General features: G+C 33.5%; 16 protein-coding genes. 9 read left to right on the forward strand and 7 right to left on the reverse strand.

Annotated elements, in window-relative coordinates:
- Positions 1-36: 36 nt before the first annotated feature.
- From J7E44_RS15580 to J7E44_RS15590, 3 genes are all read right to left on the reverse strand, one after another.
- Positions 37-243 carry a hypothetical protein gene (locus J7E44_RS15580; RefSeq protein WP_214831288.1) on the reverse strand — a complete coding sequence of 69 codons (207 nt, stop codon included), beginning with the start codon at positions 241-243 and terminating at the stop codon, positions 37-39.
- Between the two features lie 49 nt (positions 244-292).
- Positions 293-2485, reverse strand: a complete 2193-nt coding sequence (locus tag J7E44_RS15585) for a peptidase domain-containing ABC transporter (protein WP_214831289.1) — start codon at positions 2483-2485, stop codon at positions 293-295.
- Between the two features lie 339 nt (positions 2486-2824).
- Positions 2825-4330 (reverse strand): vitamin K epoxide reductase family protein, encoded by a 1506-nt coding sequence (locus tag J7E44_RS15590; protein WP_214831290.1) that lies wholly within the window; start codon positions 4328-4330, stop codon positions 2825-2827.
- A 292-nt stretch (positions 4331-4622) separates the two neighbouring features.
- Between J7E44_RS15590 and J7E44_RS15595 the strand changes: the two genes are divergently transcribed.
- Entirely contained in the window at positions 4623-6854 is a 2232-nt protein-coding gene (locus J7E44_RS15595) for a CocE/NonD family hydrolase (RefSeq protein ID WP_251040591.1), read from the forward strand.
- Positions 6855-7173: 319 nt separating this feature from the next.
- On the opposite strand, the gene J7E44_RS15600 is transcribed toward J7E44_RS15595, so the two are convergent.
- The 4 genes from J7E44_RS15600 to J7E44_RS15615 all read right to left on the reverse strand — a co-directional run bounded on the left by J7E44_RS15600 (position 7174) and on the right by J7E44_RS15615 (position 11222).
- Positions 7174-8160 carry a DUF3810 domain-containing protein gene (locus J7E44_RS15600; RefSeq protein ID WP_251040603.1) on the reverse strand — a complete coding sequence of 329 codons (987 nt, stop codon included), beginning with the start codon at positions 8158-8160 and terminating at the stop codon, positions 7174-7176.
- A 61-nt stretch (positions 8161-8221) separates the two neighbouring features.
- On the reverse strand, positions 8222-9991 hold the full coding sequence (locus J7E44_RS15605) for an MFS transporter (RefSeq protein WP_214831292.1): 1770 nt from the start codon (positions 9989-9991) through the stop codon (positions 8222-8224).
- A gap of 40 nt (positions 9992-10031) precedes the next feature.
- Positions 10032-10760: a lysophospholipid acyltransferase family protein gene (locus J7E44_RS15610; protein WP_214831293.1), complete on the reverse strand. Its 729-nt coding sequence runs from the start codon at positions 10758-10760 to the stop codon at positions 10032-10034.
- Positions 10761-10763: 3 nt separating this feature from the next.
- Positions 10764-11222, reverse strand: coding sequence for a GtrA family protein (locus tag J7E44_RS15615; RefSeq protein WP_214831294.1), 459 nt, complete (start codon positions 11220-11222; stop codon positions 10764-10766).
- 228 nt (positions 11223-11450) lie between these two features.
- Between J7E44_RS15615 and J7E44_RS15620 the strand changes: the two genes are divergently transcribed.
- The 8 genes from J7E44_RS15620 (at position 11451) to J7E44_RS23970 (ending at position 25654) form a co-directional block, all read left to right on the forward strand.
- On the forward strand, positions 11451-11714 hold the full coding sequence (locus J7E44_RS15620; RefSeq protein WP_214831295.1) for a hypothetical protein: 264 nt from the start codon (positions 11451-11453) through the stop codon (positions 11712-11714).
- 85 nt (positions 11715-11799) lie between these two features.
- Entirely contained in the window at positions 11800-12651 is an 852-nt protein-coding gene (locus J7E44_RS15625) for a BadF/BadG/BcrA/BcrD ATPase family protein (RefSeq protein ID WP_214831296.1), read from the forward strand.
- An 11-nt stretch (positions 12652-12662) separates the two neighbouring features.
- The gene (locus J7E44_RS15630) at positions 12663-14951 is read left to right on the forward strand and encodes an NADP-dependent malic enzyme (RefSeq protein WP_214831297.1); all 2289 of its coding nucleotides are present in this window, start codon (positions 12663-12665) and stop codon (positions 14949-14951) included.
- A 552-nt stretch (positions 14952-15503) separates the two neighbouring features.
- Positions 15504-16811, forward strand: a complete 1308-nt coding sequence (locus tag J7E44_RS15635) for a carbohydrate porin (protein ID WP_214831298.1) — start codon at positions 15504-15506, stop codon at positions 16809-16811.
- Positions 16812-17018: 207 nt separating this feature from the next.
- On the forward strand, positions 17019-17603 hold the full coding sequence (gene ruvA, locus J7E44_RS15640) for a Holliday junction branch migration protein RuvA (RefSeq protein WP_214831299.1): 585 nt from the start codon (positions 17019-17021) through the stop codon (positions 17601-17603).
- Positions 17604-17660: 57 nt separating this feature from the next.
- Positions 17661-24692, forward strand: coding sequence for a T9SS outer membrane translocon Sov/SprA (sov, locus tag J7E44_RS15645; RefSeq protein WP_214831300.1), 7032 nt, complete (start codon positions 17661-17663; stop codon positions 24690-24692).
- 232 nt (positions 24693-24924) lie between these two features.
- Positions 24925-25302 carry a glycine cleavage system protein GcvH gene (gcvH, locus tag J7E44_RS15650; RefSeq protein ID WP_214831301.1) on the forward strand — a complete coding sequence of 126 codons (378 nt, stop codon included), beginning with the start codon at positions 24925-24927 and terminating at the stop codon, positions 25300-25302.
- A gap of 55 nt (positions 25303-25357) precedes the next feature.
- Positions 25358-25654, forward strand: coding sequence for a VanZ family protein (locus J7E44_RS23970; protein WP_285439791.1), 297 nt, complete (start codon positions 25358-25360; stop codon positions 25652-25654).
- Positions 25655-26285: the final 631 nt, after the last annotated feature.

Genomic DNA, 26285 nt, shown 5'->3' on the forward strand with positions numbered 1-26285 from the left:
TTGAGGATTTTGGCTAATCTCTAAATAATTAAATTATTATAAAGGTAGTATGTAATCACATTTTGGGTCATTACCCATCTCAACACCTGGAATTACTTCTCCTCCCGGACAGTATTGATTGCAAGCATTCCATACCTTGTTGACTCCGATGATACAAAAACAGTTACAAGGATAAGCTGGAATTGGTCCTGCACCTTGAATTTCTTTTAAGTTTTGTCTTTTGATTTTCTTTAAATCTTTCATAATGAATATTTTTTATGATTAGTATAGTGAAGTTAATGAAAAAAATAAATTAACTTCCAAGCTCCAGTTGATTTTTTACAAGTCTGTAATACTCACCTCTTAGCGCCACTAATTCCGCATGATTTCCTTCTTCCACTACTTTTCCTTTGTCAAGGACAATGATTTTATCGGCATGTTTCACTGTGGAAAGTCTGTGTGCAATAACAATTGCTGTTTTTCCTTTGAAAAACTGTTCCAGATTTTCCATAATAACTTTTTCATTGTTTGCATCCAAAGCAGAAGTGGCTTCGTCAAAGAAGATGTACTCCGGTGATTTATAGACCGCTCTTGCTATAAAGAGTCTTTGTTTTTGTCCACCACTTACACCTACACCTTCGTTTCCTATTTTAGTATTGTAGCTTAACGGAAGCTCTTCAATAAAATCTTTTATATTCGCAATTTCTACTGCCTTTCGTAGTTTTTGTTTGTCTACATAATCTTCTCCTATGGCGATATTGTTCGCAATAGTATCATTGAATACATATCCTTCCTGCATTACCACACCACAATGATCTCTCCAGAACCTTGGTGAAACATTTTTCAGTTTGGTACTTCCGATTTTAATATCACCTTTATTGGGTTCATAAAACTTCATTAAAAGCTTTAGTAAAGTTGTTTTACCACTTCCACTGGCTCCAACAATAGCAGTGGTTTTTTGATAGGGAATACTTAGACTTAAACTTTCAAAAACATTAACATCAGAACCTATATATCTGAAAGAAAGATCCTCAATTTCTATGTCTTTTTCTGGAAGCTCAGAAACATACTGTTCATCTTTGTTTTCTTCATCATCTTTATCGTGTATTTCCCCTAATCTTTCAAGTGAGATTTTAGCATCCTGAGTTTGTTTAATAAAATCAATAAGCTGTAACAAAGGGCTGTTCAGTTGTCCTATAATGTATTGTACTGAAAGCATCATACCCAAAGTTAGATTTCCATCTAAAACTAATTTAGCGGAAAGGAAACTTACGAGAATGTCCTTCATCTGATTAATAAAATTACCCCCAACAGATTGCCATTGTTCTAATGATAATGATTTAATCCTGATTTTAAACAATTTAACCTGCAAAAATTCCCAGTCCCAACGTTTTTGCTTTTCAGCATTATGCATTTTTATTTCCTGCATTCCGTTGATTAATTCAATTACTTTGCTCTGCTCCTGGGAAACTTGGGAAAATCTTTTATAGTCAAGCTCTTTTCTTTTTGCTAAAAAGAAAGTGATCCATCCGATATATAAAATGGCACCTACTAAATAAACAATAAATAATCTGTAATCATACATTAACAGTACGATACTGAAAATAATTAAATTAACAAGTGAGAATAATGTATTCAGAGAGGAATTGGTAAGAAGTTGTTCAATTCTATGATGATCATTAATTCTCTGCATGATATCACCCGTCATTCTTGTATCAAAGAAACTGATAGGAAGTTTCATAAGTTTGATGAAAAAATCGGAGATAATAGAAATGTTAATCCTTGCCGAAAGATGAAGTAAAATCCAGCTTCGAATGACTTCAATACCCATCCTTCCAAGGAAAAGCATTATCTGAGCCAGTAAGACAAGATAAATGAAATGTAAATCCTGGTTTTGGATTCCGACATCTACAATACTTTGAGTAAGGAAAGGAAATATGAGGGATAGTAAACTTCCTGCTAAAAGTCCTACTGCCAGTTGAATGACCAGTGATTTATATTTTAATAGATATTTAGAGAGAAAAGAAAAGCTTGCCTTACTTTCTTTATCATCAAATTCCGTCTGAAAGAAAGCAGGAGTAGTTTCTAGGATAAGAACAATTCCCTCTTCTGTCTTTTCAGTGGCATTTTCACCTATCCATAATTTTATAAATTCATCTCTGCTGTAGGTTATTAATCCATAACTGGGATCCGAGATGAAAACCTTATTATTCTTGTCGATCTTGTAAACAACCACAAAGTGATTTTTGTTCCAATGCACGATGCATGGAAAAGGAACTTCTTCAGCAAGTGTAGTGAAATCGACCTGGACTCCTAATGAACGGAATCCTAAGTCTTCAGCAGCATCGCTTAGCCCAAGCAAACTACTCCCTTCACGAGTTGTTTCTGAAAGACTGCGTATTTGCTGTAATGATATACTCTTACCATAATGTTTACTAACTATTCTAAGACATGTAGGGCCACAATCTTTGGCATCCGGCTGCCTGTAAAAAGGAAATTTCTTCAAAATTTATAATCATTTAAAAATGTCGTCAAATAGACGACATTCTTTATTAATATTTTTTAATATCGACTTTCATTAAAGCCCACAACTATCATCAATGATTAAGTATCTTGCTGGTAAAATATTATAAATCTCTACAGGACAATAGGTATGACATAGAGCTGCTGTCTTAAGAAGCGGACCTGTTATCAGACCGCTACTTACTCTTCTAAAGTTCTGATGTGAAAGTTTTTTTAAATTTTCCATGGCAATAGTTTTGATACCTTTAGCTTTCTGTGGTTTTCAGGGGTACTTTAATTTTTTTCCTAAATTAGTGAATTCTGTTAAATTATTGTAACTATTTTAAATTTCTTCATCTTCAATTAATTCATCAATAAAATAATGAATGTCTTCGCGGTCATATTTATCAGGAAATTGGAATCCGTTAATGATAAAGATTGGAGTAAAGTTTAATCCAGCATCTGCATTTTCTAGTGACATTAAATTAAGGGGGTTAAGATCTTCTAACTGACCGTTTGATCCTGCTATTTCTCTGATTTGCTTTTCATCTTTATTTTCAAACCAGGTTTCAATTGCTTTTAAAAACTCACTTTCATGTTTATTTTTATAAATATTTGTGAAATCTGATAGAAGACCTGTAGATTTTTCATTTGATTTTTCTGAAAAATAATTAAATCGTAGTTGTGCAGAAAGTTCATTAGGGTATTTTTTTAACAAATCTTCCAGGATCTCATGAGCACCCTTACAAAAGCCACAATATGGATTTGAAACAACGGAAATACGAAGTTTAGCATCTTTATTTCCCAATGAAAAAGTTTGGCTGTCAGTAAAAGTAATTCTTTCATTTTGAACAAGCTCCCTTTTGAATAGGTCATAATTTCTTTTAAATCTCAAGTTTTTAGCATTTGATTTTTGAAGACTTTCCTTATCTGTAAGAATAGTATTGAAATAAGAAACTGCGAAGAAGATGATTCCCCATAATAATAAGCTTAATATAGCAATGTTTGTATTGAAATAGAAGTTTTCAAAAAAGACTAATGTTATAATGAGCTGTGCTATTAAGATTGAAATGATCAGAAGGCATACACGACAAAATGTTTTTTCGACGAAAGCTTGTATATAGACAGAATAACCTATGGCAATCAGTGAAACGATTGTGAAACCTTTTATTACATAACCTGTAGCGGGTAAGAACAGTCCTAATACAGCAATTCCTATGAAATAGATTAGTGAGAAATCAGAAAATTTCAGCCCTAGAATACTTGTTTTATCTTCATTAATAATTTTATTACATGAATTGATGGTTTGATTTGCAGCGGTATCACCACATATACTTCCTATAACAGCTGAAGTGTTTCCAAATTTCTGATTAAAAATTTCTAAAGAAATATAAACTCCAACTACAGACAATAAATTGAATAGGACCGTGTACCATGAATAATTTATAATAGAGTAAAGAAGAATTGTTCCTAAAATTGCATATATGAAAGGTTTGTAATTAGATATCTTCTGTTCCGCATTCACGGTTTTTTCAAATAGTAAAACGAAATCAGTTGCATTTTTATAAAGCTCTTCTTTATTTAAAGTTTTGGACTTATCAGAATAAATAGAATATTGAGCTCCCGTTTTCTTAACTAAAGAGAAAGAATTGTCGACTATTGCAATGAATTCTTCGGGAAGTTCATCCCAATATTCCTTATCCAATTCGTAAGCATCATTTTTTACGCCCAAAAAGTTAAGAGTATCGCTAAAAGCTAATGCAGATGGGTAGTTAGGGTGTGAATTGAATTGGAAAAGAAACTCCTGTTTGTCTAGTTTCAAGTAGCTAATTAGTTTATCTAAGGTCATGTTAATATTTTTATCTAAAATACAAAGATGTTTTAAAAAAGCAAATGGTTTTTCATTTTTATGGGACTTATTAGGTTTTTTTCACAGTTGATATACAGGGTTGTTTTATAAGTTTCTGATAATTATATACTTATTGCTAATTTACATAAGATTAATCAAGTTTGTATGAAATAATATTACTTTTGTTAATGTCAATCATCTAGGGCTAGATTTTCTTTTTTCTTTGTTAATTTTGGGATAGTATAGAACGTTATTGAGCTTCTAATAAATAATTTTTATAATCTGATTTAAAATGAAAATTAAACTTATAATCACTGTATTATTTTTTATAAATATACTGTCGGCACAAAAAATATACTTTCCTAAAACTGCTGCATCTGATTCGGCAATTTTAGAAAAAAGTATTTCAAATATTGCATCTGGAATTGTGGGGAAATATGAGAGAGCCAAGAAATTGGATTCCATAGAGAAACTATTTAAACTGGAAATTTTAGCCGGGCGTTTTAAAAAATCCATTACTACGATTGAGAAATATAGAATAGCTTTTGCAAACCCTAAAAGCGCGTGTACTAAATTTATTAATTACGAAATATATGCTTCAGCTAAGGATATAGAGAAAAATGAAAAGATGGCTTTTCCAAAAGCCGTAGAGAAGGCTTTTAATATTAAATATGCCACACTTCCTGAAAAATATTCATTTCGAATAGCAGAGGTTTTTAACGAAGATATGCCACTTCAGAAAAATAAATTAAAGAAATCACTGGCTTCATTGAAAACAGACAGTCTAACAAATGCTTTGGGAATAGGGTTGGCTGTAAGCTATTTGGATTATAAGGTTTCTTCCGGGATTCAATCAAAAGTGACTGAATTACTGCTTTTGAAAGATAAAGAAAGGTATAATGTAGAATCATTTGATCTTAAAACACGAACTGGAGGAAATGTAACCTTGATAATTACGCGCAGAAAAGGGAGCGAACAATCTTTGCCTGTTATTCTGACAAATAATATTTATGCTGGCAAATATGATTATGCTTTAGGAAAAAGAGCTGTAGCATATAACTATATTGGCGTTGTAGTAAACACAAGAGGTAAGAGGGATAGTAAGGACGATATAGAGCCATTTGAACATGAATCACAGGATCTTTATGACGTGATCGATTGGATCAGTAAGCAGCCTTGGTGTAATGGCAAGGTTGGAATGATAGGTGGAAGCTACTTAGGGTTTAGCCAGTGGGGAGCTGTGAAGAAACTTCATCCCGCTTTGAAAACAATCGTTCCCCAGGTTTCTGTAGGTATTGGCATAGATTATCCTATGACGAACAATGTATTTATGAGCTATATGCTGCAATGGATATCTTACGTAACAAATAATAACTTAACAGATGAATCTGATTTTAAGAATTTCACTAAATGGGATTCGATAAATAAGTCATGGTATAAAAGCGGAAAATCGTTTAGAACCCTTAACTCTGTAAAAGGGCAAAAAGATAAAATCTTTCAAAGATGGTTAGATCATCCAAGCTATGATGAATTTTGGAAGAATATGGTTCCTTATAAAAACGATTTTTCGAAAATAAATATTCCTGTTCTTACGACTACAGGTTTTTATGATGATGACCAGCTTGGTGCTATGTATTACTTTAAGGAGTATTATAAATATAATAAGGATTCAAATCATTATTTAGTGATGGGTCCATATGATCATGGAGGTGCTCAAAGTTATGGGATCAATGAGCTAAGAGGCTATAACCTGGATGCTGTAGCACGAATAAACATAAGTGATTTAGCCTTTTCTTGGTTTGATTATATTTTAAAGGATGGTGTGAAACCAGAATTGTTAAAAGATAAAATAAATGTTCAGATTATGGACACAAATGAGTGGCTCCATGTTCCGGTATTGGAAAAAACACATAACAGTAAACTGAAATTTTATCTCGCAAAAAAGAAAGATGAAAAATTAAGTTTAACGAAAGAAAAGCCAACAAAAGGAGATTTTGTAAAGCAAACTATTGATTTTAAAATGAGAGATGATAAAGATGTGTATTTTAAGGTCAGTAAACAGGATAGTCTGAACATTAATAATTCTCTTGTATACGAAACAGAAATATTAGATAGAGATATTATAATTAGTGGAGCCTTTAATGCACAGTTAAAAGCAGCTATAAATAAAAAAGATATGGATATCACGATCTCTTTATTTCAGGTAAAACCAGACAATAAAATTTTCTTTCTATCGGATTTTCTGGGAAGAGCAAGCTATGCTGAAGATAGAGAAAAGAGAAAGCTCCTGAATCCGGGTAAAGTAGAAACTATTCCTGTTATTAATTCGATGTTTGTCAGTAAAAAGATACCAAAAGGAAGCCGTCTTATAATATTGCTGGGAATTAATAAAACATCTGCATATCAGATTAATTATGGATCGGGAAAAGATGTAAGTGACGAAACCATAGATGATGCTAAAGAGCCGTTGGAAGTAAAGTGGTATACGGATAGCTATGTAGAAATTCCTACCATCGAAAAGTAGAGTTATTTGAAATTGTTAAAAAATAGAAATTAAAAAATATCTTGATTTTATGTGATTTTTTAATTCAAATAAGCTTGTTGATAAATTTTTTATATTTAATTAAAAAAAATACTACAAATACTATAATTTCATAGTAAACTCAAGTAAACTTAAAAAATCATAAAGTTTTCATAAAGTTTTACAAAAGGGCAAAAATGTTTTTGTTTTTATAAATATTATTGTACTTTTACATCGCCTTGAATGAGGGAACAAGTCAAGGTAATAAATTTTTTTTCATCATTTGTGTTTTTAGAATCGTATCGCCTGATACGATTCTTTTTTATTGTTCATAATTCAGCAGTAGATCAATGAAATAGGAGTATGTGACAGAACCTTCCTGTTGATTACTTTGTAGAAAAAGATTGTTGGTAATACCAAAGAAATCATCCAGCCATCCCTGATGTTTTAAAATGAAACTCCTTTCATATAACTGGTCTCTTTTCATTCCTTTAGAATAATGGTTTAATATCGATTTTACGAAGTTTGGGTCTTCTTCAATAATGAATCTTAAAAGGCTTTTTAACGTAAAATATTCAGTGCTATATCTTAGTTCCAGGTTTTTGGAATTTACACCTACTAAATAAGCTATAAAGTTAGCTTCCTGCTCCCTTGCGAATCCCAATTGATGCGAGCTTTCGTGAGCCAATGTAAAAGGGATAAATGAAGACGGTAACATTGAATTGTATTGAGCTTCTGCCGTAAAAGGGTTGTAATATCCTAAAATCCCACTATAGTTCATTACATTTCTAAATAAGCTGGATTTAAATGAATTAATTTGGGTTCCTTTTTTATCAGAAATATATTTTGGAAGTTTTAGTTGTTGTAAAATAATTTCTTCTTGAATTTTTTTTAAGTCACGGGCTACAAAGATTCCATTTTTATCTTCAGAAACCTGTGTTCGGGTGGTTTTACATTTTTCAAGATATCTAAGAGCTAATTTTTTAGCTTTTATTACATTTGGTTTTTCCTGACTCTTTAATTTCTTTATGATCGGAGTTTGAAAATAGAGCATTCCCCAAGAAACCTGATATGAAAAATAAAAGAGATTAATGATCAATAGGAGTTTTAAGATAGCATTATTCCTTTTTTTCTTTCTAAAGCATTGATAGATCAAGTAAGCGGCGATAATGCCTGATAAGACATAAAAAAGATCACCAAACGAAAAAGGAATCCATGAGAAGATAATCTGATGAAATGCCTTTTGAAATTCAAAAAACTTTTCGAAAATGGAAATAATTATTTTCGATTTTGAAAAAAGAAAAAACAAAAGAAATTGGGCAAGTAATATACCCGCCCAAAATCTTTTTTTCTTATATATTTTTAAATTATTAGTGCGCACCTTCTGATTCTAAAATGTCCACGTTAATTCCTTGCTTAGATAATGTTTTTTTAGCTAAATAAGCAAATAATGTAATATATGCAAAGCACAGTACAGGAATGAAATAAGAACTGTGAATACCGATAATATCAGAAAGCTTTCCTTGTAAAGGAGGAATAATACCACCTCCTAAAATCATCATTACCAAGAACGCTGATCCTTGAGCAGTATATTTGCCTAAGCCTGTAATTGCTAAAGTGAAAATAGATGGCCACATGATACTACATGCTAAACCTCCTGAAAGGAATGCGTAAATGGCAACATTTCCTGTGGTTAATAATCCTATGATCATCGCTGTAACTCCAAATATTCCAAAAATGATCAACGTTAAGGCTGGTTTATTTTTGCTAATTAAGAATAAGATGATCTGAATCACGATACAGATGGCATAGAAATAAAGATGTGACATGTCTTTTTGAGCAATTGTGTTGATGCCTATAATTACAAGGAATGCAATAAAAGGAACAATCACAGTAGCAATTGTTTGTTGTCTCTTGCTCAAATTAAATACAGTAATTGCACCTGTCCATCTTCCAATCATTAAACTTCCCCAATACATAGAGATGTAGGGTGCCAGATCTGAAGATTGATGTCCGCCGAATTCCGGAAGGCTTAATAGTTCACCTAAATTACTTCCTATGGCTACTTCAACACCAACATAGGAAAGGATAGCGATCATTCCTAAAACCAATTGTGGGTACTTCATAGCTCCCCATCCTTCTGGATTTTTTTTCGAATTTGTATTCGCGAATAAAAGAGAAATAACGACTACCAGTAAAGCTCCTCCCAGATACATCATTCTTTTTTTCTCTAAAGGATGTTTTACTGTTTCAAGTTCAATTTTTTTATCTACAATTTGTTGTTTTAAATCTGTGATTTTTACAGCATCTGTTTCTTTTTTTAGACTATTATCTAATGCCGTTATCTGGTTGTTGAATTTTTCAACAATTTTTGCTTCATCTGAATTGTAACTTCCAAATACTGGAATAAAGAGCAGAACTACAAGAATTGTCATTACAATTAAAGTTTTTCTGGCTTTTCCAGCTTTTTCCATAGGTTCAGTAGAGATACCGTCTGGTAATTTCTTTGAAAAATAAAAAATACCTGCAGCAATCAGGAATAGAGCACCAACAGCAGTATATAGTAAAATTACTTTATCAAGAGCAAGATGCTTTATTTGATCATCATCTACGGTGGCTGTTGTTCCAAAAAGAGCGAGCCCGACGATAATTGGTCCGATGGATGTTCCAAAGGAATTAATTCCCCCTGCCAGATTTTGTCTGCTGGCACCTGTTTTAGGGTCTCCCAACAATACAGCAAAAGGATTGGCCGCAGTTTGTTGTATCGAAAAACCTAATGCTACTACAAAAAGACCAACGAGCATTCCATAGTATACGTTACTTTTTACGGCAACAATCATAATGGCTGCACCAATAGCGGAGAGGAGCAGTCCGTAAACGATACTTTTTTTATAACCCCATTTACCAATAATATCAGTTCCTTTTATTGTACTAAATATAAAAAGTAGTAACGCTCCTAGAAAATAGGCCGTATAAAAAGCAAAATCTATTAATTGAGATTGAAATTGATCAAGTGAGAAGTAATTTTTACAAAATGGGATAAAAATACTATTGCCGGCAGCAATAAAACCCCAGAAAAAGAATACAAGTACAAGCGTATAAAGTGCCGGGTAGTTAGTTGGTTGATTTGTTTTAGACATAATTTGTTAAAAATTTCGCAAACAAATATAATTATTTCTTTTAAATAGAACGTTCTAACAAGGTTTTTTTTATTTCGTTAAAAGCCTCACTTTTCATCTCTTTTTGTGAAACCGATGGCTCCATAACATCATTGAAATATACTTTTACTTTTCCAGGATGACCTTTGGAATTATCAAATGGAAATATTTCTTTTAAACCTACAAAAGTGTAAACTGCTATTGGAGACTGATGTTTAGTAGATAAAGTAAATGCTCCATCTTTGAATTCATCCAATATGATGGAAGTGTCGTCAGGTACTCCACCTTCCGGAAAAATAACAATACTGTTTCCTTCCTCCATTTTTTCAGCACACCTTCTGTAAACATCAGCACGGCTTCTTGCACTCCCCCGGTCTACCATGACACATACTCTTTTATAAATGGTACCGAAAATAGGAATCTTTACCAATTCTTTTTTTCCTACGTAGCAAAGTGGATGATTGGGAAATAAAATACATGGAAGCATGATGTCCATGATGGATGTATGGTTTGAGATAACAACGTATTGTCTGTTACGGTCAATTTTTTTGTCAGTAAGGTTGATGAGTTCGTAGCGCAGTCCCATTCCATAAAACATTCCATAGCACCAGAAACGGATAAATTTATAGGCGTATTTGTAATGTTTTTTATTAAAGGATAAAATATAAACAGGGATTCCAAAAACAATCGTTAAAACAAAGGCTAATATCAGGAGCCAGAATCTCCATGTATAATTTAAAATCTTTACCACAGGTTAACCATTAAAAATTATTTTCTTTTTGACAGAATAGTTAAGAATGGAAACTAATAAAATCGCTGCAATCTTACTGAGTATTTCCGGGCTCAAGGTATAAAAAATTAAATTGATATTGTCTTTAAATATAAACCTATAGAATATCTGAAAGAAGCTAAGGCTTAGTAATGTTGAGATGAAAGAGACCACCATAAAATAAGCAAATTCTTTTCTTTTAGAGTGTTTACCTCTTTCAAAGACAAACCAGATACTTAAAAAATAATTACTTATGATCCCGCAGCTTGTAGAGAAAATATTACTTAAAGGATAATGTATCCCATGGAAATTTGTCTCTGACTGCAAAAAATGAGGAAGGTGGGTACTGAAGATTTTAAAACTTCCTATTTCCACAATAGCACTAAGTCCTCCTGCTAATATGAAGAGCAATATTTGTTTCTGGCGTAGTATTAATTCTCTCATCGAATTTATCTGATGTGCAAATTTATAACTATATGTTAAACAGTAAAAAAAGATGTTAAATATTTTTTTTTAATCAAAAATAGTTCTAATTTTAGTTTTAGAAATATATAAAAACCACCTGATAATAAATTCATTTTCAACTAGTTGTGTTGATGGTATTTTCTATCTTGTAATGCACGTTTGAAAGCATTTTCCAGAACTTTATAACCAATTTATAATAATATTTGTATGAAAAGTCAAAACAAATACAGAAAATTCCAGCTCCAACAGAAAAATATTGAAGCTCTTGAAAGAGAAAATTCCCGATTCAAAAGAGTCTATTCTGAATATGAAAATATGTCTGATGAACTTTGGAATCTTGAAAACTCCAACGATAAACAAATACCAGATGATTTTATAAATGCAATGATATTACAAACTTCATATCTCGAAGATGAAATTCAGGATTGGCTGATACAGTTCAATGAAAAAAAAGATGATATAAAACATTAGTAATACATACTAGCTTCTGACTTGTTTGTAAAGCTATTTAGAGATAAAATTCATAATTTAGCATCCTTAAACTAAAATGTAATATATGGTTGCTATTGTTGATGGTGGTTCTACCAAATGTGATTGGGTGATTTTAGACGATTTCAAAAAGATCTTCATGAAAACGGAGACTATTGGCTTTAATCCTAACAATATTGCCGCAGAACTTATCGTACCTGAAATTGAAAAGAACATCAACCTTAGTGCTGTCAGAAATTCTATAACAAAAGTATTTTTCTATGGTTCAGGTTGTGGAATACCAGAAAATTGTGCCACTATAGAAAGAGAACTTGCCAAATTTTTTACTAAAGCAGATGTTTTAGCAAAAGAAGACCTTATGGCTGCAGCATATGCTGCTTATACCGGGAAACCTGCTATTGTCTGTATTCTGGGAACGGGTTCTAATTCCTGTTATTTTGATGGTGAGAATTTAAAAATAAAACTTCCGTCCCTTGGATTCCTTATTGGAGATGAAGGTAGTGGAAGTGCAATCGGTAAGCAATTGGTGCGTAGGTTCTTTATGCAAAAGCTTCCCGAAGATCTGCATTTCCAGTTTGAGGAAACTTATCATTTAACAATTGAGGATGCATTAAAAAATATGTACCATACCTCAAGACCAAATGCATATTTAGCGAATTTCAATAAATTTGTTGTGGAAAGAAAGGATCATCCTTACTTCCAGAAAATGGTGTTCGAAGAAATGAAAAACTTCTTTGAATATCAGGTTCTTCCTTACGAAGAATCAAAAGAAGCCGAAATTAATTTTATTGGCTCTATCGCATATTATTATGAAGAGACTCTTCGTTCTGCAGCTGCAGAACTTAATTTAAATGTTGGTAAAATTGTACAGAAACCTATTGAAAGTTTAGTCGATTATCACATTAAATATATACTTTAAAAATAAATTCTATGTCAAATAAAACGCATCGCGACGAAAAGAACTTTAATCAAGCAGCATTAGATTATCATAAAGCTGAGCCTAAAGGAAAAATCGAAGTTATCCCTTCAAAACCGCATTCCTCTCAAAGAGATTTGTCTTTAGCATATTCTCCGGGAGTTGCCGTTCCTTGTATGGAGATTCATGAAAAGCCTGAGACAGTTTATGATTATACAGGAAAAGGAAATCTTGTAGCAGTAATTTCAAATGGTACAGCTGTTTTAGGACTAGGTGACATTGGACCGGAGGCTTCAAAACCTGTAATGGAAGGAAAAGGTCTTTTATTTAAAATTTTTGCGGATATCAATGTTTTTGATATTGAAATCAATGAGAAAGATCCTGATAAATTTATTCAGATTGTAAAAGGGATTGCACCAACCTTTGGTGGGATTAACCTTGAAGATATAAAAGCTCCTGAAGCATTCTATATTGAACAGAAGTTAAAAGAGGAGCTGGATATTCCTTTAATGCATGATGATCAGCATGGAACTGCGATTATTTCTGCAGCTGCATTGATCAACTCTTTGCAGATCGCAAATAAGAAGATTGAAGAAGTGAAAATGGTGGTTAATGGTGCGGGAGCAGCAGCTATTGCTTGTACCAAGCTCTATATTTCTTTAGGATTAAAACAGGAAAATGTCTTAATGTGTGATAGTAAAGGGGTTATTAATCACAAAAGAGAAAATCTTACTCCTGAAAAATTAGATTTTATTGCGCAGACAGATATCGAAACGCTGGAAGATGCTGTGAAAGGATCTGATGTTTTTGTTGGACTATCCAAAGGAAATGTAATGACTCCAGGAATGTTGAGTAGTATGAACGAAAATCCTATTGTTTTTGCATTGGCAAACCCAGATCCGGAGATTGATTATGACCTTGCTTTTGAAACACGTAAAGATGTGATCATGGCTACAGGTAGAAGTGATTATCCTAATCAGGTTAATAATGTATTGGGATTTCCTTATATTTTCCGTGGAGCTTTAGATGTTCAGGCAAGAGGTATTAATGAAGAAATGAAGTTGGCAGCTGTTCATGCTATTGCCAATTTAGCCAAAGAACCAGTTCCAGAGGCTGTAATTTTAGCATATAATCTTCAGAATCTTCAATTTGGTAGAGAATATTTTATCCCAAAACCATTTGATAACAGATTAATTACTAAAGTTTCTAGTGCGGTGGCAAAAGCCGCAATAGAAAGTGGCATTGCAGGTAAAACAATTGCTGATTTTGATGAGTATGAAAATCAACTTCTTGATAGAATGGGAAGAGATGAAAAGCTTGTAAGAATGATGCAGAGCCGTGCTAAATCAAATCCTAAAAGGGTTACTTTAGGAAACGCAGAAGAATATAATGTTCTTAAAGCTGCGCAGATTCTTTATGAGGAAGGAATTGCGTATCCGAGTCTTTTAGGGGAGAAGAAATATATCAAGGAGCAAATGGAACGCTACGGAATCAGTCTTGATGTTCCAATTATTGATCCAAGTGATGATGATCAGGAGGAAAACAGAAAAAAATACAGAGATACCCTTTGGAAGCTTCGTCAGAGAAAAGGGATGAACGAATACAAAGCAAAAAGATATGTTCGTCAAAGAGATTATTTTGGCCCTCTTATGTTGAAGCATGGTGATACAGATGCTCTTATTATTGGTTTTTCTAAAAACTATGCATCGGTATTACGCCCGGTTTTAGAAATTATTGAAAAAGAAAAGGGAGTAGATAAGGTAGCGGCTATGATGATGATTCTTTCAGAGAAGAAGCCTATCTTTTTTGCAGATACTTCTATTAATAATAATCCTACAGCAGAAGATCTTGTGAATATTGCTAAAATGGCTGAAATTACTGTAAAATCTTTTGCAATTGAACCTAGGATTGCGATGCTTGGATTTGAAAACTTTGCTGCGATTTCTGATACTTCAAAGAAAGTGGCAAAGGCTGTAAGTATTTTACATGAAAAGTATCCTAAAATGATCGTTGATGGAGAAATTCAACCTGATTTTGCAATGAATGCTGATCACCTTAGTGATTATCCATTCTCAAAGTTAGGAGAAACACCTGCGAATACATTTATTTTCCCTAATCTGGAAAGTGCCAATCTATCCTATAAAATTATCAGAGGAATGAAAGTTGCTCAGGTAATTGGTCCAATTCTTATGGGTTTAAAGCAACCAGTACATGTTTTACAAATGCGCTCAAGTGTGGATGAAATTGTAAATCTTGCTACAGTAGCTGTTCTGGATGCTCAGAAAAGAGAAGCAAAAAAATAACAGTATCCTTTTTGAAAGTGATTTTCTGAAAATTTGAATCGAACTTTTAGCTGGAAAATTTTAAATGATATAAAAGAGGTTAGGAATTCTAACCTCTTTTTTTTGGAATTAAGAGAATGAAGTTTATCTATCATGATGTGAAAGTCTCACTAATTGATTTTCTTTTAATGAGATTTTTTTTGTGATTGTTGATGTACAGATAATTAAATTGTTATATTGCATATGAAAAACACAAATAAAATAAAAAACACAAAAACAAAGAATGAAAAAATTATTAAAAGGATGATCTGAGTTTCCTAATCTATTACTTTAAAATAGATTACTTTTTCTTTTTAACTTTCTGATTAAGCCACTGCATTTTTAAAGAATGAATTTTAAGTAAAAATTCGGACTTTTAATTGTGGGCTGGTATTATTTCTCAATGATTCTCAACAATAATTTTATCTTTTTGCCTGAAAGAATATAGCTGTTTTTTTTGAGTAATTAGGGATATATTTATTCTGATATTTAATGAATAGTTGATTCTTTTCGGATGTGTATTAATCAGGTAGAATGATGAAAAAAAACACAAAGAATATCAAATCATTGATACGTTTATTTTTTATATGCTCTTTAAGCTACAACAAGGTACATTCACAAGCGATAAATCCTCATGAATTTAGTATAAATGGATACATAAGAACAGGAATAGGAGGAACGGATGGCGGACAGATGGTTAATTTTGTAACGCCTGAAAACCTGCATAAATTTCGATTGGGGAATGAGGCTAATCATTATGGAGAGCTGCAGTTTAATTATCGATACAGGAATAAAGATTCTGTAAATCTGTATGAAGTTACTTACATGATGGCTAAGTACATCCCATTCGGAAGTGATGGATATAAACAGTTTCCTGAAACTGCACAGTTGTATGGCAAAATAAATAAAGTAGTTAAAAATGCAAATATCTGGTTAGGCAAAAGATATTATGATCGTAGAAACGTAGAGCTTTTAGACTATTTCTGGATCAATTCTGCACAAAATTCGCAAATAGGATTGGGACTAGAAAATTATCAGATAAAGAATGCGGGGAATTTAAATTTAGCCTTAATAAGATTTAAATATGGCAATAATAATAGCCATTCTTATGCAGCTGATCTAAGATATCTGGATGTTCCTGTATCTCAGTTCTCAAAGCTAAACTTTCTTGGTCAATACAGTATTGAAACCGAAAATAAGCTAATGAACACTCAAAAACATAATGGATATGCTTTAGGAACCTGGTACACTTATTCCAAAAAAAATATAACCCATACTTCTACTATATTATTTCGGAAAGGAAGCTCTATAACGGAAAATGGATACACAGGAAAAACAATACGCGAGTATAGGGATAGTAAAAGAATATATGATCTTGACAAAGCTTCATCTCTAGATATTATAAACAATTTTGTATATGATGATAAGCGCAGACATGCAATTCAGGCTTCATTAACCTACCAGTACAGAAATTTCGGTACAGGAGATCTAGATCAGAATGAAATAATGATGACTGATAAAGCTTCAAAAAATTGGATGAGTGTAGGATTCAGATATATGTACTACATCAATAAATATTTTAATCTGGCATTAGAAGCCGGTAACGATTATATGAAAAGTGATCGGTCAGGATTGGAAGGAAGTTTACAGAAAGTAACTTTCTCACCACAGATTACCTTGAATTATGGATATTATTCAAGACCTGTTTTTAGACCATTTATAACTTATGCCCATTGGTCGGAGAGTTTTAAAGGAATAACCGGCGAGTCTTTATTAAATAATAGATTAATAAGGAAAACCCAAGGGGTATCTATTGGACTCCAGCTGGAAATGTGGTGGTGAAAATATAGTAAGACATACCAAAATAACCAGTTTCTAAATTGATGTGCAAATTAAAAAATAGTGATTGTATTCTCAATTTTGAAGTTTTTTACTTTTAGACCAAATGCTTGAATATCACCTCAAAAATTAAGTTAAAAATCATTCGTGCGTGAAATGAAAACATTAATTAGTTTAAATTACTATATTTGGGAGTTTTAAAAATTAATAATGATATTTTCTTTACAAGGCATTGTTCAAGAACTTACGCCAACTTATGCAGTAATCAACGTAAATGGAGTTGGTTACTATACAGGTATTAGTCTAATGACGTCACAAACTTTGTCGCTCAATCAGGAAACTTTTCTTTTTATTCAACAGATTATTCGTGAAGATGCACATTTGCTATTCGGATTTAACACTCGTTTAGAAAAAGAAATGTTCAATTTGTTAATAAGTGTTAATGGAGTAGGTGCTGTTTCAGCGCTTATTTTACTGTCAACTTTAAGCCTTGATGAGATTGCTTCGGCTATACTTTCAAGCAACAGTGCTTTGATTCAAAAAGCGAAGGGAATTGGGACTAAAACAGCAGAAAGAATCATTGTAGATTTGAAAGATAAGGTCCAAAAATTCAACAACCTCGAAGAAAATATTTCTACGTTTGCGAATAATAAAATCAAGGAAGAATCGTTATCTGCATTAGAAGTTTTAGGAATTCCTAAACGCATGAGCGAGAAGATTGCAGATCGTATGATAAAACAAAATCCAAGTATTTCAATAGAAGAGTTGGTAAAACAAATTTTAAAAAACCTTTAACATTTGGTGGCAAATAATAAGTATCTCAATATATTTCTGTTCCTGTCGTTCTTATGTATGTCAGTAAATACTTTTGCACAGCAGGTACGTGACACGGCAATTATTAAGAAAGATTATGAACTGGCTGACCCTACTCAGTTTGAAGCCTTTTATGATGTAAAAACTGGTATGTACTATGTATATCCTAAAATTGGAAATACAGTGACCGGGCCTCCGACAGCGATGTCTCCGGAGGAATATAAGGAATTCATGATGGCCAGTCAGACAAGAGCCTATTATAAAGATAAATCCGATAAATACAACCTACTTTTCCGAAAAGATAAAAGTGATGCACAAAGAAAAGGATTAATTCCTGCATTGACCATTCGTAATAAGCTTTTCGAGACTATTTTTGGAAGTAATAAAATAGAAATAATCCCTACGGGATTCGCTTCTTTCGATTTTGCAGGGCTTTACCAGAAGATTGACAATCCATTAATTTTACCTCAAAACAGAACCAGCTTTACCTTTGATATCAATCAGAGAATTCAATTAGGATTATTGGGTAAAGTAGGAGAGAATCTCCAGTTGAAAGCCAACTATGATACCCAAAGTGGCTTTGCATTCGAAAATAGAATGAACCTGGTCTGGCAGGCCAAAGGAAGTTGGAAAGATTTGCAGACGAAAGGATTAGGAGATGTTAATTCACCGGCTTCCGGTTCAGAAGATAAAATCATCAAGAGAGTGGAATTCGGTAACGTAAACATGCCACTTTCTACTAGCTTAATACGTGGTTCTCAATCACTATTTGGGGTGAAAACCGAATTCCAGTTAGGAAAAACCTTTGGAACAGTCGTGCTTTCCCAACAGCAGGGAGAGGCAAGAAATATTGTTGTTCAGGGCGGTGGAGCCGTAAACACCTTTAAGATAGATGCGATAGATTATGAAGACAATCAGCATTACTTTTTAGGACACTATTTCTTAGATAATTATGATAGGGCATTGGCAAACTACCCTCAGATCAATTCAAAAATCAATATAACAAGATTAGAAGTTTGGGTTTTAGACCAGGGAAACAGTAATCTGGCTGCTCAGAAAAGTATAGTTGGAATCAGAGACTTGGGAGATAAAACTGCAGTAATGCCTGATAATGCTAATAACAATCTCTATCAAGCCGTTTCTAATACAATGGGTCCAACACCTCGGGATGCCGGTGTAAATTATGCAGACCTGATACAGGGGCAATCACTTCCTATTGCAACTGGTGGGTCGCAAGCATATGTGAATAATGATCATTTTCTTTTTAATAAAAAAGCAAGAAGGCTAAACACCAGTGAATATACACTTCAACCACAATTAGGATATATTTCATTAAATCAGAAGCTAAATGATAATCAGATTCTGGCAGTTTCATATTCATTTACGGATGGTACAAATAAAGTGTATAAAGTCGGAGAATTTTCTGAAGAAAGTCCTGTATTAATTACAAAAGCACTAAGGTCCACAAGAGTTGATATTACTTCTCCGATGTGGCCATTGATGATGAAGAATATCTATGCTTTAGATGCCGGACAGGTAAGTCAGGATGGATTTATATTGAATGTACTTTACAGAGATGCAAAAACTGGAGGTAAAGTAAACTATCTTCCTGGTACCAGTGTTCAAGGTACTAACTTGCTAAAACTATTGAATTGGGACCGTTTGAACATGAACGGAGATATTCAGAATAACAGTGGCGGAACTACAGGAGATGGTATATTTGACTTTGTTAGTGGTCTTACCATAAGACCGGAAACAGGAAAGATTATTTTTACGAAAACCCAACCCTTTGGCAGCTATATGGCTAGCGTACTTGGAACGAGTGATCCACAATATGTGCAAGCTGATATTTATAATCAACAGAAGCAATTTGCAACATATGTTCCTAAGCGGTATACTCTTGAAGGACGATATAAAGGAACTGCAGGACAAGGAATCTCTTTAGGCGCAGTGAATGTTCCACAAGGTTCGGTAAAGGTTTCTGCTAATGGAGTACAGTTGACAGAAGGGATAGATTATACCGTTGACTACATGCTGGGTACTGTAACGATTATCAATGAAAATGTAAAACAATCCGGACAGGCAATTAATATTTCATTAGAGAACCAATTGACTTTTAATACCCAAAGAAAAAGATTTTTAGGATTAAATCTAGAGAGAAGATTTAATGAAAATTTCATTTTAGGAGCTACAGTTGTTAATTATTCCGAATCTCCACTAACCCAAAAGGTAAATTATGGACAGGAGGCCGTTAACAATACGATGGCTGGGATAAATTTAATGTATAATAATCAGCTTCCTTTCCTGACTCGATTGACAAATAAAATTCCAATGGTGAAAACCGAAGCTCCATCCAATTTAAACTTTAAAATGGAAGGAGCCTACTTATTGCCAGGATTAAATAAAGGAACCAATGATCAATCCTATATTGATGATTTTGAACAGACCACATCAAAGATATCATTAAAAGAACCTGCTGCTTGGAGTTTAGCTTCTAAACCGGAGAAATCGGGAGGCGTATTTTCAGGTGCTGGAGCTGGCAATGATCTCACAAACGGTTACGGAAGGGGATTATTATCATGGTACAATATTGATCCTAGATTCTGGGGTGTTGGAGGAAGAGCTCCTGCTGGTATTACTCCTCAGTCTGTCTCTAACCATGCTTCCAGAAGAGTACAATATTCAGAGATCTACAATAACAGAGATTTTGTAGCAGGTGAACAAACTTTTACAAACACATTTGACATTTCCTACTATCCGACGGAAAAAGGACCTTATAATGTCAATCCAAATAATGAAACTACTCAACAGAGATGGGCTGGTCTTATGAGACCCATTACTGTTTCCAATTTTGTAAATTCTAATATTGAATATGTGGAATTCTGGATGATGGATCCATATGCAGATGGAAATAATTTAGGAGCTAATCCAAAGCTATTACTTCAGTTAGGAAACGTGTCTGAAGATGTTTTAAAAGATGGATTTATGCAGTATGAAAATGGATTGCCAACACCAGGAACTCCATCTGTTACCACTAATTCAAATTGGGGAGTGCAGCCAAAACAACCTCCTATATTATATGCTTTCTCAAGCGAAGGGCAGGAAAGAACAATACAGGATGCCGGATATGACGGTCTCACTTCAGACCAGGAATCCATGAAATTTGGAAATACATTTACCAATCCTGTTACTAATCTTGCTGACCCTGCAGTGGATGATTTTGTATTCTATCTGTCGGCAAAGTTTACAGGAAGCCAGGCTTCGTCATTAGTACAGAGATATAAATATTTCAGAGGACCTGAAGGAAACTCACAAAGCAACTCATTAGAAGTAGCTTCTCAGACTCCCGATGCTGAAGATATTAATAAAGACTATAACCTTGATCAAAGTGAAAACTATAATGAATATCAAATTAAGTTAGACCAGGCAAGTTTAGCTTTAGGAACAAATAATATTGTTGATGTAAAAACTGTTCAGGCTCAATTTCAAAATGGACAGACTTCACCGGTAAGATGGTATTTATTTAGAATTCCAGTTTCTTCATATGTAACAGATGCAGGAGATCATGATCCTGGAGTTCTTAACAATGTGAGGTTTGCAAGAATGTTATTAACAGGTTTTGATCAGACCTCTACTCTGAGGTTTGGAACCATGGATTTAGTAAGATCAGACTGGAGAAAGTATCCTAAAAATACGGCAATAACTGGAACAGATATTATAGAAGAAGGGACGGTAAATGTACCAGACCCTCAAAATTTAGAAATTGGAAGTGTTAATATTGAAGAAAATGCCTTAAATACACCTCCTTATGTATTACCTCCCGGAATTGATAGACAGGTTTTAAGTGGAAACGCTGGTGTCCAAAGACAGAATGAAAGTTCATTATATTTAAAAGTTAACCAGCTTCCACAAACTGAGTCAAGAGGCGTATTTAAGAATACAACTTTGGACATGAGAAGGTATAAAAGATTAAAGCTTTTTGTACATGCTGAAGATCCGGATAAAAGAAAACCACCTATTCCGGATATAGATCCAAAGACCAAATTTTTTATTCGTTTCGGAAGTGACGCTGCAGATAATTATTATGAATATGAAGCATCATTGAAGGTAACCCCAAGCACCGCAACTACTCCAATGGAAATATGGCCAGCGGAGAATGAAGTTGATTTAGAAATCCAAAATTTTGTAGATGCTAAAATTAGAAGAGATAAAAGTTCTCCTAATGATATTTCAAAAAGAATTTTAGATCAGGTATTTGGTGAAGCAGATAAACTCAAGAATATATATATTAAAGGGCGTCCAAGTTTAGGGAATATTACAACTATAGTAATTGGGATAAGAAATGGTATACCTAGAGGTGAAACTGGTGCACCTTTGGATCGGATATTGTGGGTCAATGAAATCCGACTTTCTGAAATTGATAATAAAGGCGGATATGCCGGAAATGCAAGTTTAAATTTTAACCTTGGTGATTTTGCTGTAGTGAACGCCAATGCATCATACACGTCTGTTGGATTTGGGAACATAGATTCTAAACCGGCAGAAAGAAATCAGTCGACACAGTCTGCATTCAGTATCAATACAGCTGTCAATTTAGATAAATTCCTTCCTGAAAAGACTGGAGTTAAGATTCCTGTCAACTATTCCTATTCACAGACGATCGAAGATCCAAAGTATAATCCTTTAGATACAGACGTTGAATTTAAGAAAGCAGCGAACAGGGAACAGCTGAAAAAAGTGGCAAGAACATATACGCAGCAGAGAAGTTTAGGAGTTGTTAATATGCACAAGGAAAGGGTTAATCCAAATAAGAAGCCTAAATTCTACGATGTAGAAAACCTTTCAGTTACGGCGGTTTATAATGACGACTTCTTCAGAGATATTTATACTAAGAAAAACTATAGACAGTATCTTAGAGGATATGTAGATTATAATTATACTTTCAAACCGTGGGTGATCAAGCCTTTTAATAAGATGATCAGTGATACCGCAAAATCTACAAAATACCTGAGATGGGTAAAAGAATTTAATATTAATCCAATTCCGACAAGATTCTCTTTCAGGACAGAAATCGACAGGAATTATAATGAACTGGAGTTTAGAAGCGTTGATGCTATTCTTAATGGTAATTTCAATGATGAATCTCAGGCAATAAGAAACAGAAACTTCTATTTTGGTTGGCAATATGGTTTAGGATTTAATTTTACAAAATCCTTAAAACTGGAAATCAACTCGGCAACGAGAACATTGAATGATAACGTAGATGTGAATACAATGGATAATTCTTCGATCTTTGGAAATGTGTTCAGATCGGGAAGACCAGTATTGTATAACCATAGGGTACAATTGAACTATAAACTCCCATTCCAGTATTTACCATATCTGGATTTTATTGATGCTGAACTGGGATATGGATTTACCTATAACTGGAATGCAAGAAGTACAGCTTTGTATAGTTTTGTTAATCCTGATACCCAGAGAGCAGAAAGTTTAGGTTCAATAGGTCAGAATACAAATGTTATTCAGGCAACGGCAACTGCTGATTTTCCTAAGTTCTTTGGACAGTTTAAATATTTCAAAAATATTTCTACAAAACTTCAAAAACGCAGACAGGAAATTGACTCGCTGAATAATGTGTATACTCAACAGTGGGAAAAGAAAAGATATAAGTTTAAAAACTATAAGTTTAAAAATAAACTGACTGTTTTACAAAGTGCCGCATTTTTACTTACTTCTTTAAAACAGCTGGATGTTAATTATTCAGAGAATAACGGAACTGTGTTGCCAGGACTACTTTCTGCACCTAATTATTATGGATACGGGCAAACTTTGGGAGGCCCAAGTATTGGATTCTTATTTGGATCACAGGCAGACATCAGAAGAACGGTTATGGAGAATGGCTGGGTAAGTGATTCTCAATATATGACAGATCCATATGTGCGGATGTCAACCAGGGAACTGCGTGCCAATTTGCAGGTCGTACCAATGAATGACCTTAGAATAGATGTTAGTGTATTGCATAATTATAACAGGAATTTCTCACAGTCCGGATTCAACTATGTAGATCCAGTAACCAGAATTCCTAATCCTAATTTTACTTTTGCCAATGACCTTGTTACATACTCGAACTCAGTAATACTTTTGAAAACATCCTTCAAAGATGGAGCAGCAGTATATCAGTCAATTCGGGAAAACGCAAGAGCTCTTTCTCAACAGCTTGGAGATATATCAACCGTAAACAATGCAGGATTCACGGATGGTTATAGTATTGCCAACGCCTATGTATTAATACCGGCATTCCGAGCAGCTGTTGAAGGGAAATCTATCAAAGGGATTGGGGATGCTAAAAAAGCAGGATTACCAATACCAAACTGGAAAGTAACCTATTCAGGGTTAAGAAATGTACCTATTATCAATGGACAGTTTTCTAAGTTTGATATATTACATAGCTATAATGCAACCTATACAGCGACAGGAATCCAGTCAAGTATAGATTATTTTAATGCAATTTCAACTGGTGGTAGTCTTTTTGATTCTAACCGAGACAGAATTAATCCATTTACATTCTCTCAGGTAGGATATGTTGAGTCATTCTCGCCATTGATTGGTGTGGATGTTACCATGAGAAATAACATGCAGTTCGGAATACAGTATAATAGAAACAGAATGTTATTGCTGGGATTACTAAATCAGACCCTTACTGAAGATGCCAATACAGAATATGTGGTAAGAGTGGGTTATATTATCCGTAACTTTAGATTAGGAGTGAATGACGTAAGAAAAAGAGGAAAAGGAAAAGGAAGTGATCTTAATATCAGAGGAGACTTCTCATTACGTGATAGCAGAACGAGTATTACAAATATACTATTGGATGATTCTCAGGTTACAGGCGGTCAGAAATTAATGAATGTAAAGATTTCTGCAGATTACAATGTTTCTGAAAATTTAAACTTAAGAGTATTCTATGAACAGATGACTTCTAAATATAAAATCTCTACAGCATTCCCACTTTCAACAGTAAGAGCTGGATTGTCTGCAACATTTACATTTGGAGATTCCGGAGGTTTCTAACCAACAGTTATATAAACATATGAATCCCTTTCTGAATAAGAAGGGGATTTTTTATTAAAATGAAACAGGGATAATAAAGCTAGATCTTTTATTAAAGGTACTATTTACCATGTTGAGTATTTATTCAACTCTATTATATTAAGAATGGGAAAAACATTTTGAATAAACAAACATACTTTTTTTGAACCTTATGTATTTTTGAATAAATTTGTAAAATAATAAAAATCAAAAAATGAACACACCATCGGAATTAAAGTACACTAAAGATCACGAATGGATCAAGATTGAAGGAAACGTAGCTACTATTGGTATTACTGATTTTGCACAAGGAGAACTTGGAGATATCGTATATGTTGATATTGATACTGTTGATGACGATCTTGACAGTGGAGCTGTATTTGGAAGTGTAGAGGCAGTAAAGACTGTTTCAGATCTATTCTTACCTATTGCAGGAAAGGTTACAGAATTCAATTCAGAATTAGAAGCTCAGCCTGAGTTACTAAACACTGATCCTTATGGTAACGGATGGATCATCAAATTAGAGATTGCTGATGGTGCAGACCAGTCCGAATTGCTTTCCGCAGAAGAATACCAAGCTATCATTGGATAGGGTTTCAAAAATATTTAGTAAGATCTTGCCCATTTATTGGGCATTTCTTACTTATATGCTTCTCAAGCCCGGAGAAGAGAATCATGAATATTTTTTTATGTTCAACGGGTTCGATAAAGTTCTGCACGTAAGTATATTTGCTATGCTTGGCTTTTGCTTTATCGCCACTTTCCCCAAAATCAAATTTTCTTATTTTTTCCAGATCATCCTTATATATGCATTCCTAACCGAAATACTGCAGGAAGAAATGCATCTGGGCAGATCAATGGAATCCCTGGATATAGTAGCCGATGTGATCGGATGCCTGTTAGGGTACTATATATATAAGGAACTTGTCAAACGTTTTTTCTGATACACAATAAAACTTGAAGATTAAAGACCTTCATTTTTCATAAGCTTAATCCCGCTATCCACTCATACTCCTCGTGCCAGCGCTTTCTTTCAGATCCAGATCTACTGCGGGGTAACCGTTACTATCGGGGCTAGAGTATTGGGTTTATTAATACTACTTCTTATAAAGAGAATTCTTCCCATACATACCTTCTTTAAAATCCTGGATAAACTGAACTTTGATTCGTTTCTTCATCAGAATATAGTCTATTCATATATAAAACCTATTCTCACAATATTAAAAAAAAACGAATCGTATAATGTGGATAACTATTGATTGTTCTCAATTGTTTTTGTACCAGTAGATTAGGTTTGTTATTTTCCACATTTTAAGATTCTTGTCAAATTTTATGTTAAATAAGTTTGGATTGTAGTGTTAATAAGGTGTACTTTTGCCCCACTGAAAACGAGAGATAGTAGGTAGCGCAGACGATAAGTAAATAGGACTGAAGGTTAGAAAAATAAATAATATTTTATTTTGATAATTGATAAAAGTTTGTATCTTTGCAGTCCCAATTAAGGGAGCGCAGGAGAGTATGAGATTGAATAAGATATGGAGGTTAAGGTTACTAAAAAAAACTTTAAATTTTCTT

The organism is Chryseobacterium sp. ISL-6 (assembly GCF_018613715.1).
GTDB lineage: Bacteria > Bacteroidota > Bacteroidia > Flavobacteriales > Weeksellaceae > Chryseobacterium > Chryseobacterium paludis.

Excerpts from the sequence above, each read along its gene's own strand:
- J7E44_RS23970 (WP_285439791.1), top strand. The coding sequence starts at position 25,358 with ATGCTTCTCAAGCCCGGAGAAGAGAATCATGAATATTTTTTTATGTTC.
- gcvH (WP_214831301.1), top strand. The coding sequence starts at position 24,925 with ATGAACACACCATCGGAATTAAAGTACACTAAAGATCACGAATGGATC.
- J7E44_RS15605 (WP_214831292.1), bottom strand. The coding sequence starts at position 9,991 with ATGTCTAAAACAAATCAACCAACTAACTACCCGGCACTTTATACGCTT.
- J7E44_RS15580 (WP_214831288.1), bottom strand. The coding sequence starts at position 243 with ATGAAAGATTTAAAGAAAATCAAAAGACAAAACTTAAAAGAAATTCAA.
- sov (WP_214831300.1), top strand. The coding sequence starts at position 17,661 with ATGTCAGTAAATACTTTTGCACAGCAGGTACGTGACACGGCAATTATT.
- ruvA (WP_214831299.1), top strand. The coding sequence starts at position 17,019 with ATGATATTTTCTTTACAAGGCATTGTTCAAGAACTTACGCCAACTTAT.
- J7E44_RS15635 (WP_214831298.1), top strand. The coding sequence starts at position 15,504 with ATGATGAAAAAAAACACAAAGAATATCAAATCATTGATACGTTTATTT.
- J7E44_RS15590 (WP_214831290.1), bottom strand. The coding sequence starts at position 4,330 with ATGACCTTAGATAAACTAATTAGCTACTTGAAACTAGACAAACAGGAG.
- J7E44_RS15620 (WP_214831295.1), top strand. The coding sequence starts at position 11,451 with ATGAAAAGTCAAAACAAATACAGAAAATTCCAGCTCCAACAGAAAAAT.
- J7E44_RS15595 (WP_251040591.1), top strand. The coding sequence starts at position 4,623 with ATGAAAATTAAACTTATAATCACTGTATTATTTTTTATAAATATACTG.
- J7E44_RS15630 (WP_214831297.1), top strand. The coding sequence starts at position 12,663 with ATGTCAAATAAAACGCATCGCGACGAAAAGAACTTTAATCAAGCAGCA.
- J7E44_RS15615 (WP_214831294.1), bottom strand. The coding sequence starts at position 11,222 with ATGAGAGAATTAATACTACGCCAGAAACAAATATTGCTCTTCATATTA.
- J7E44_RS15625 (WP_214831296.1), top strand. The coding sequence starts at position 11,800 with ATGGTTGCTATTGTTGATGGTGGTTCTACCAAATGTGATTGGGTGATT.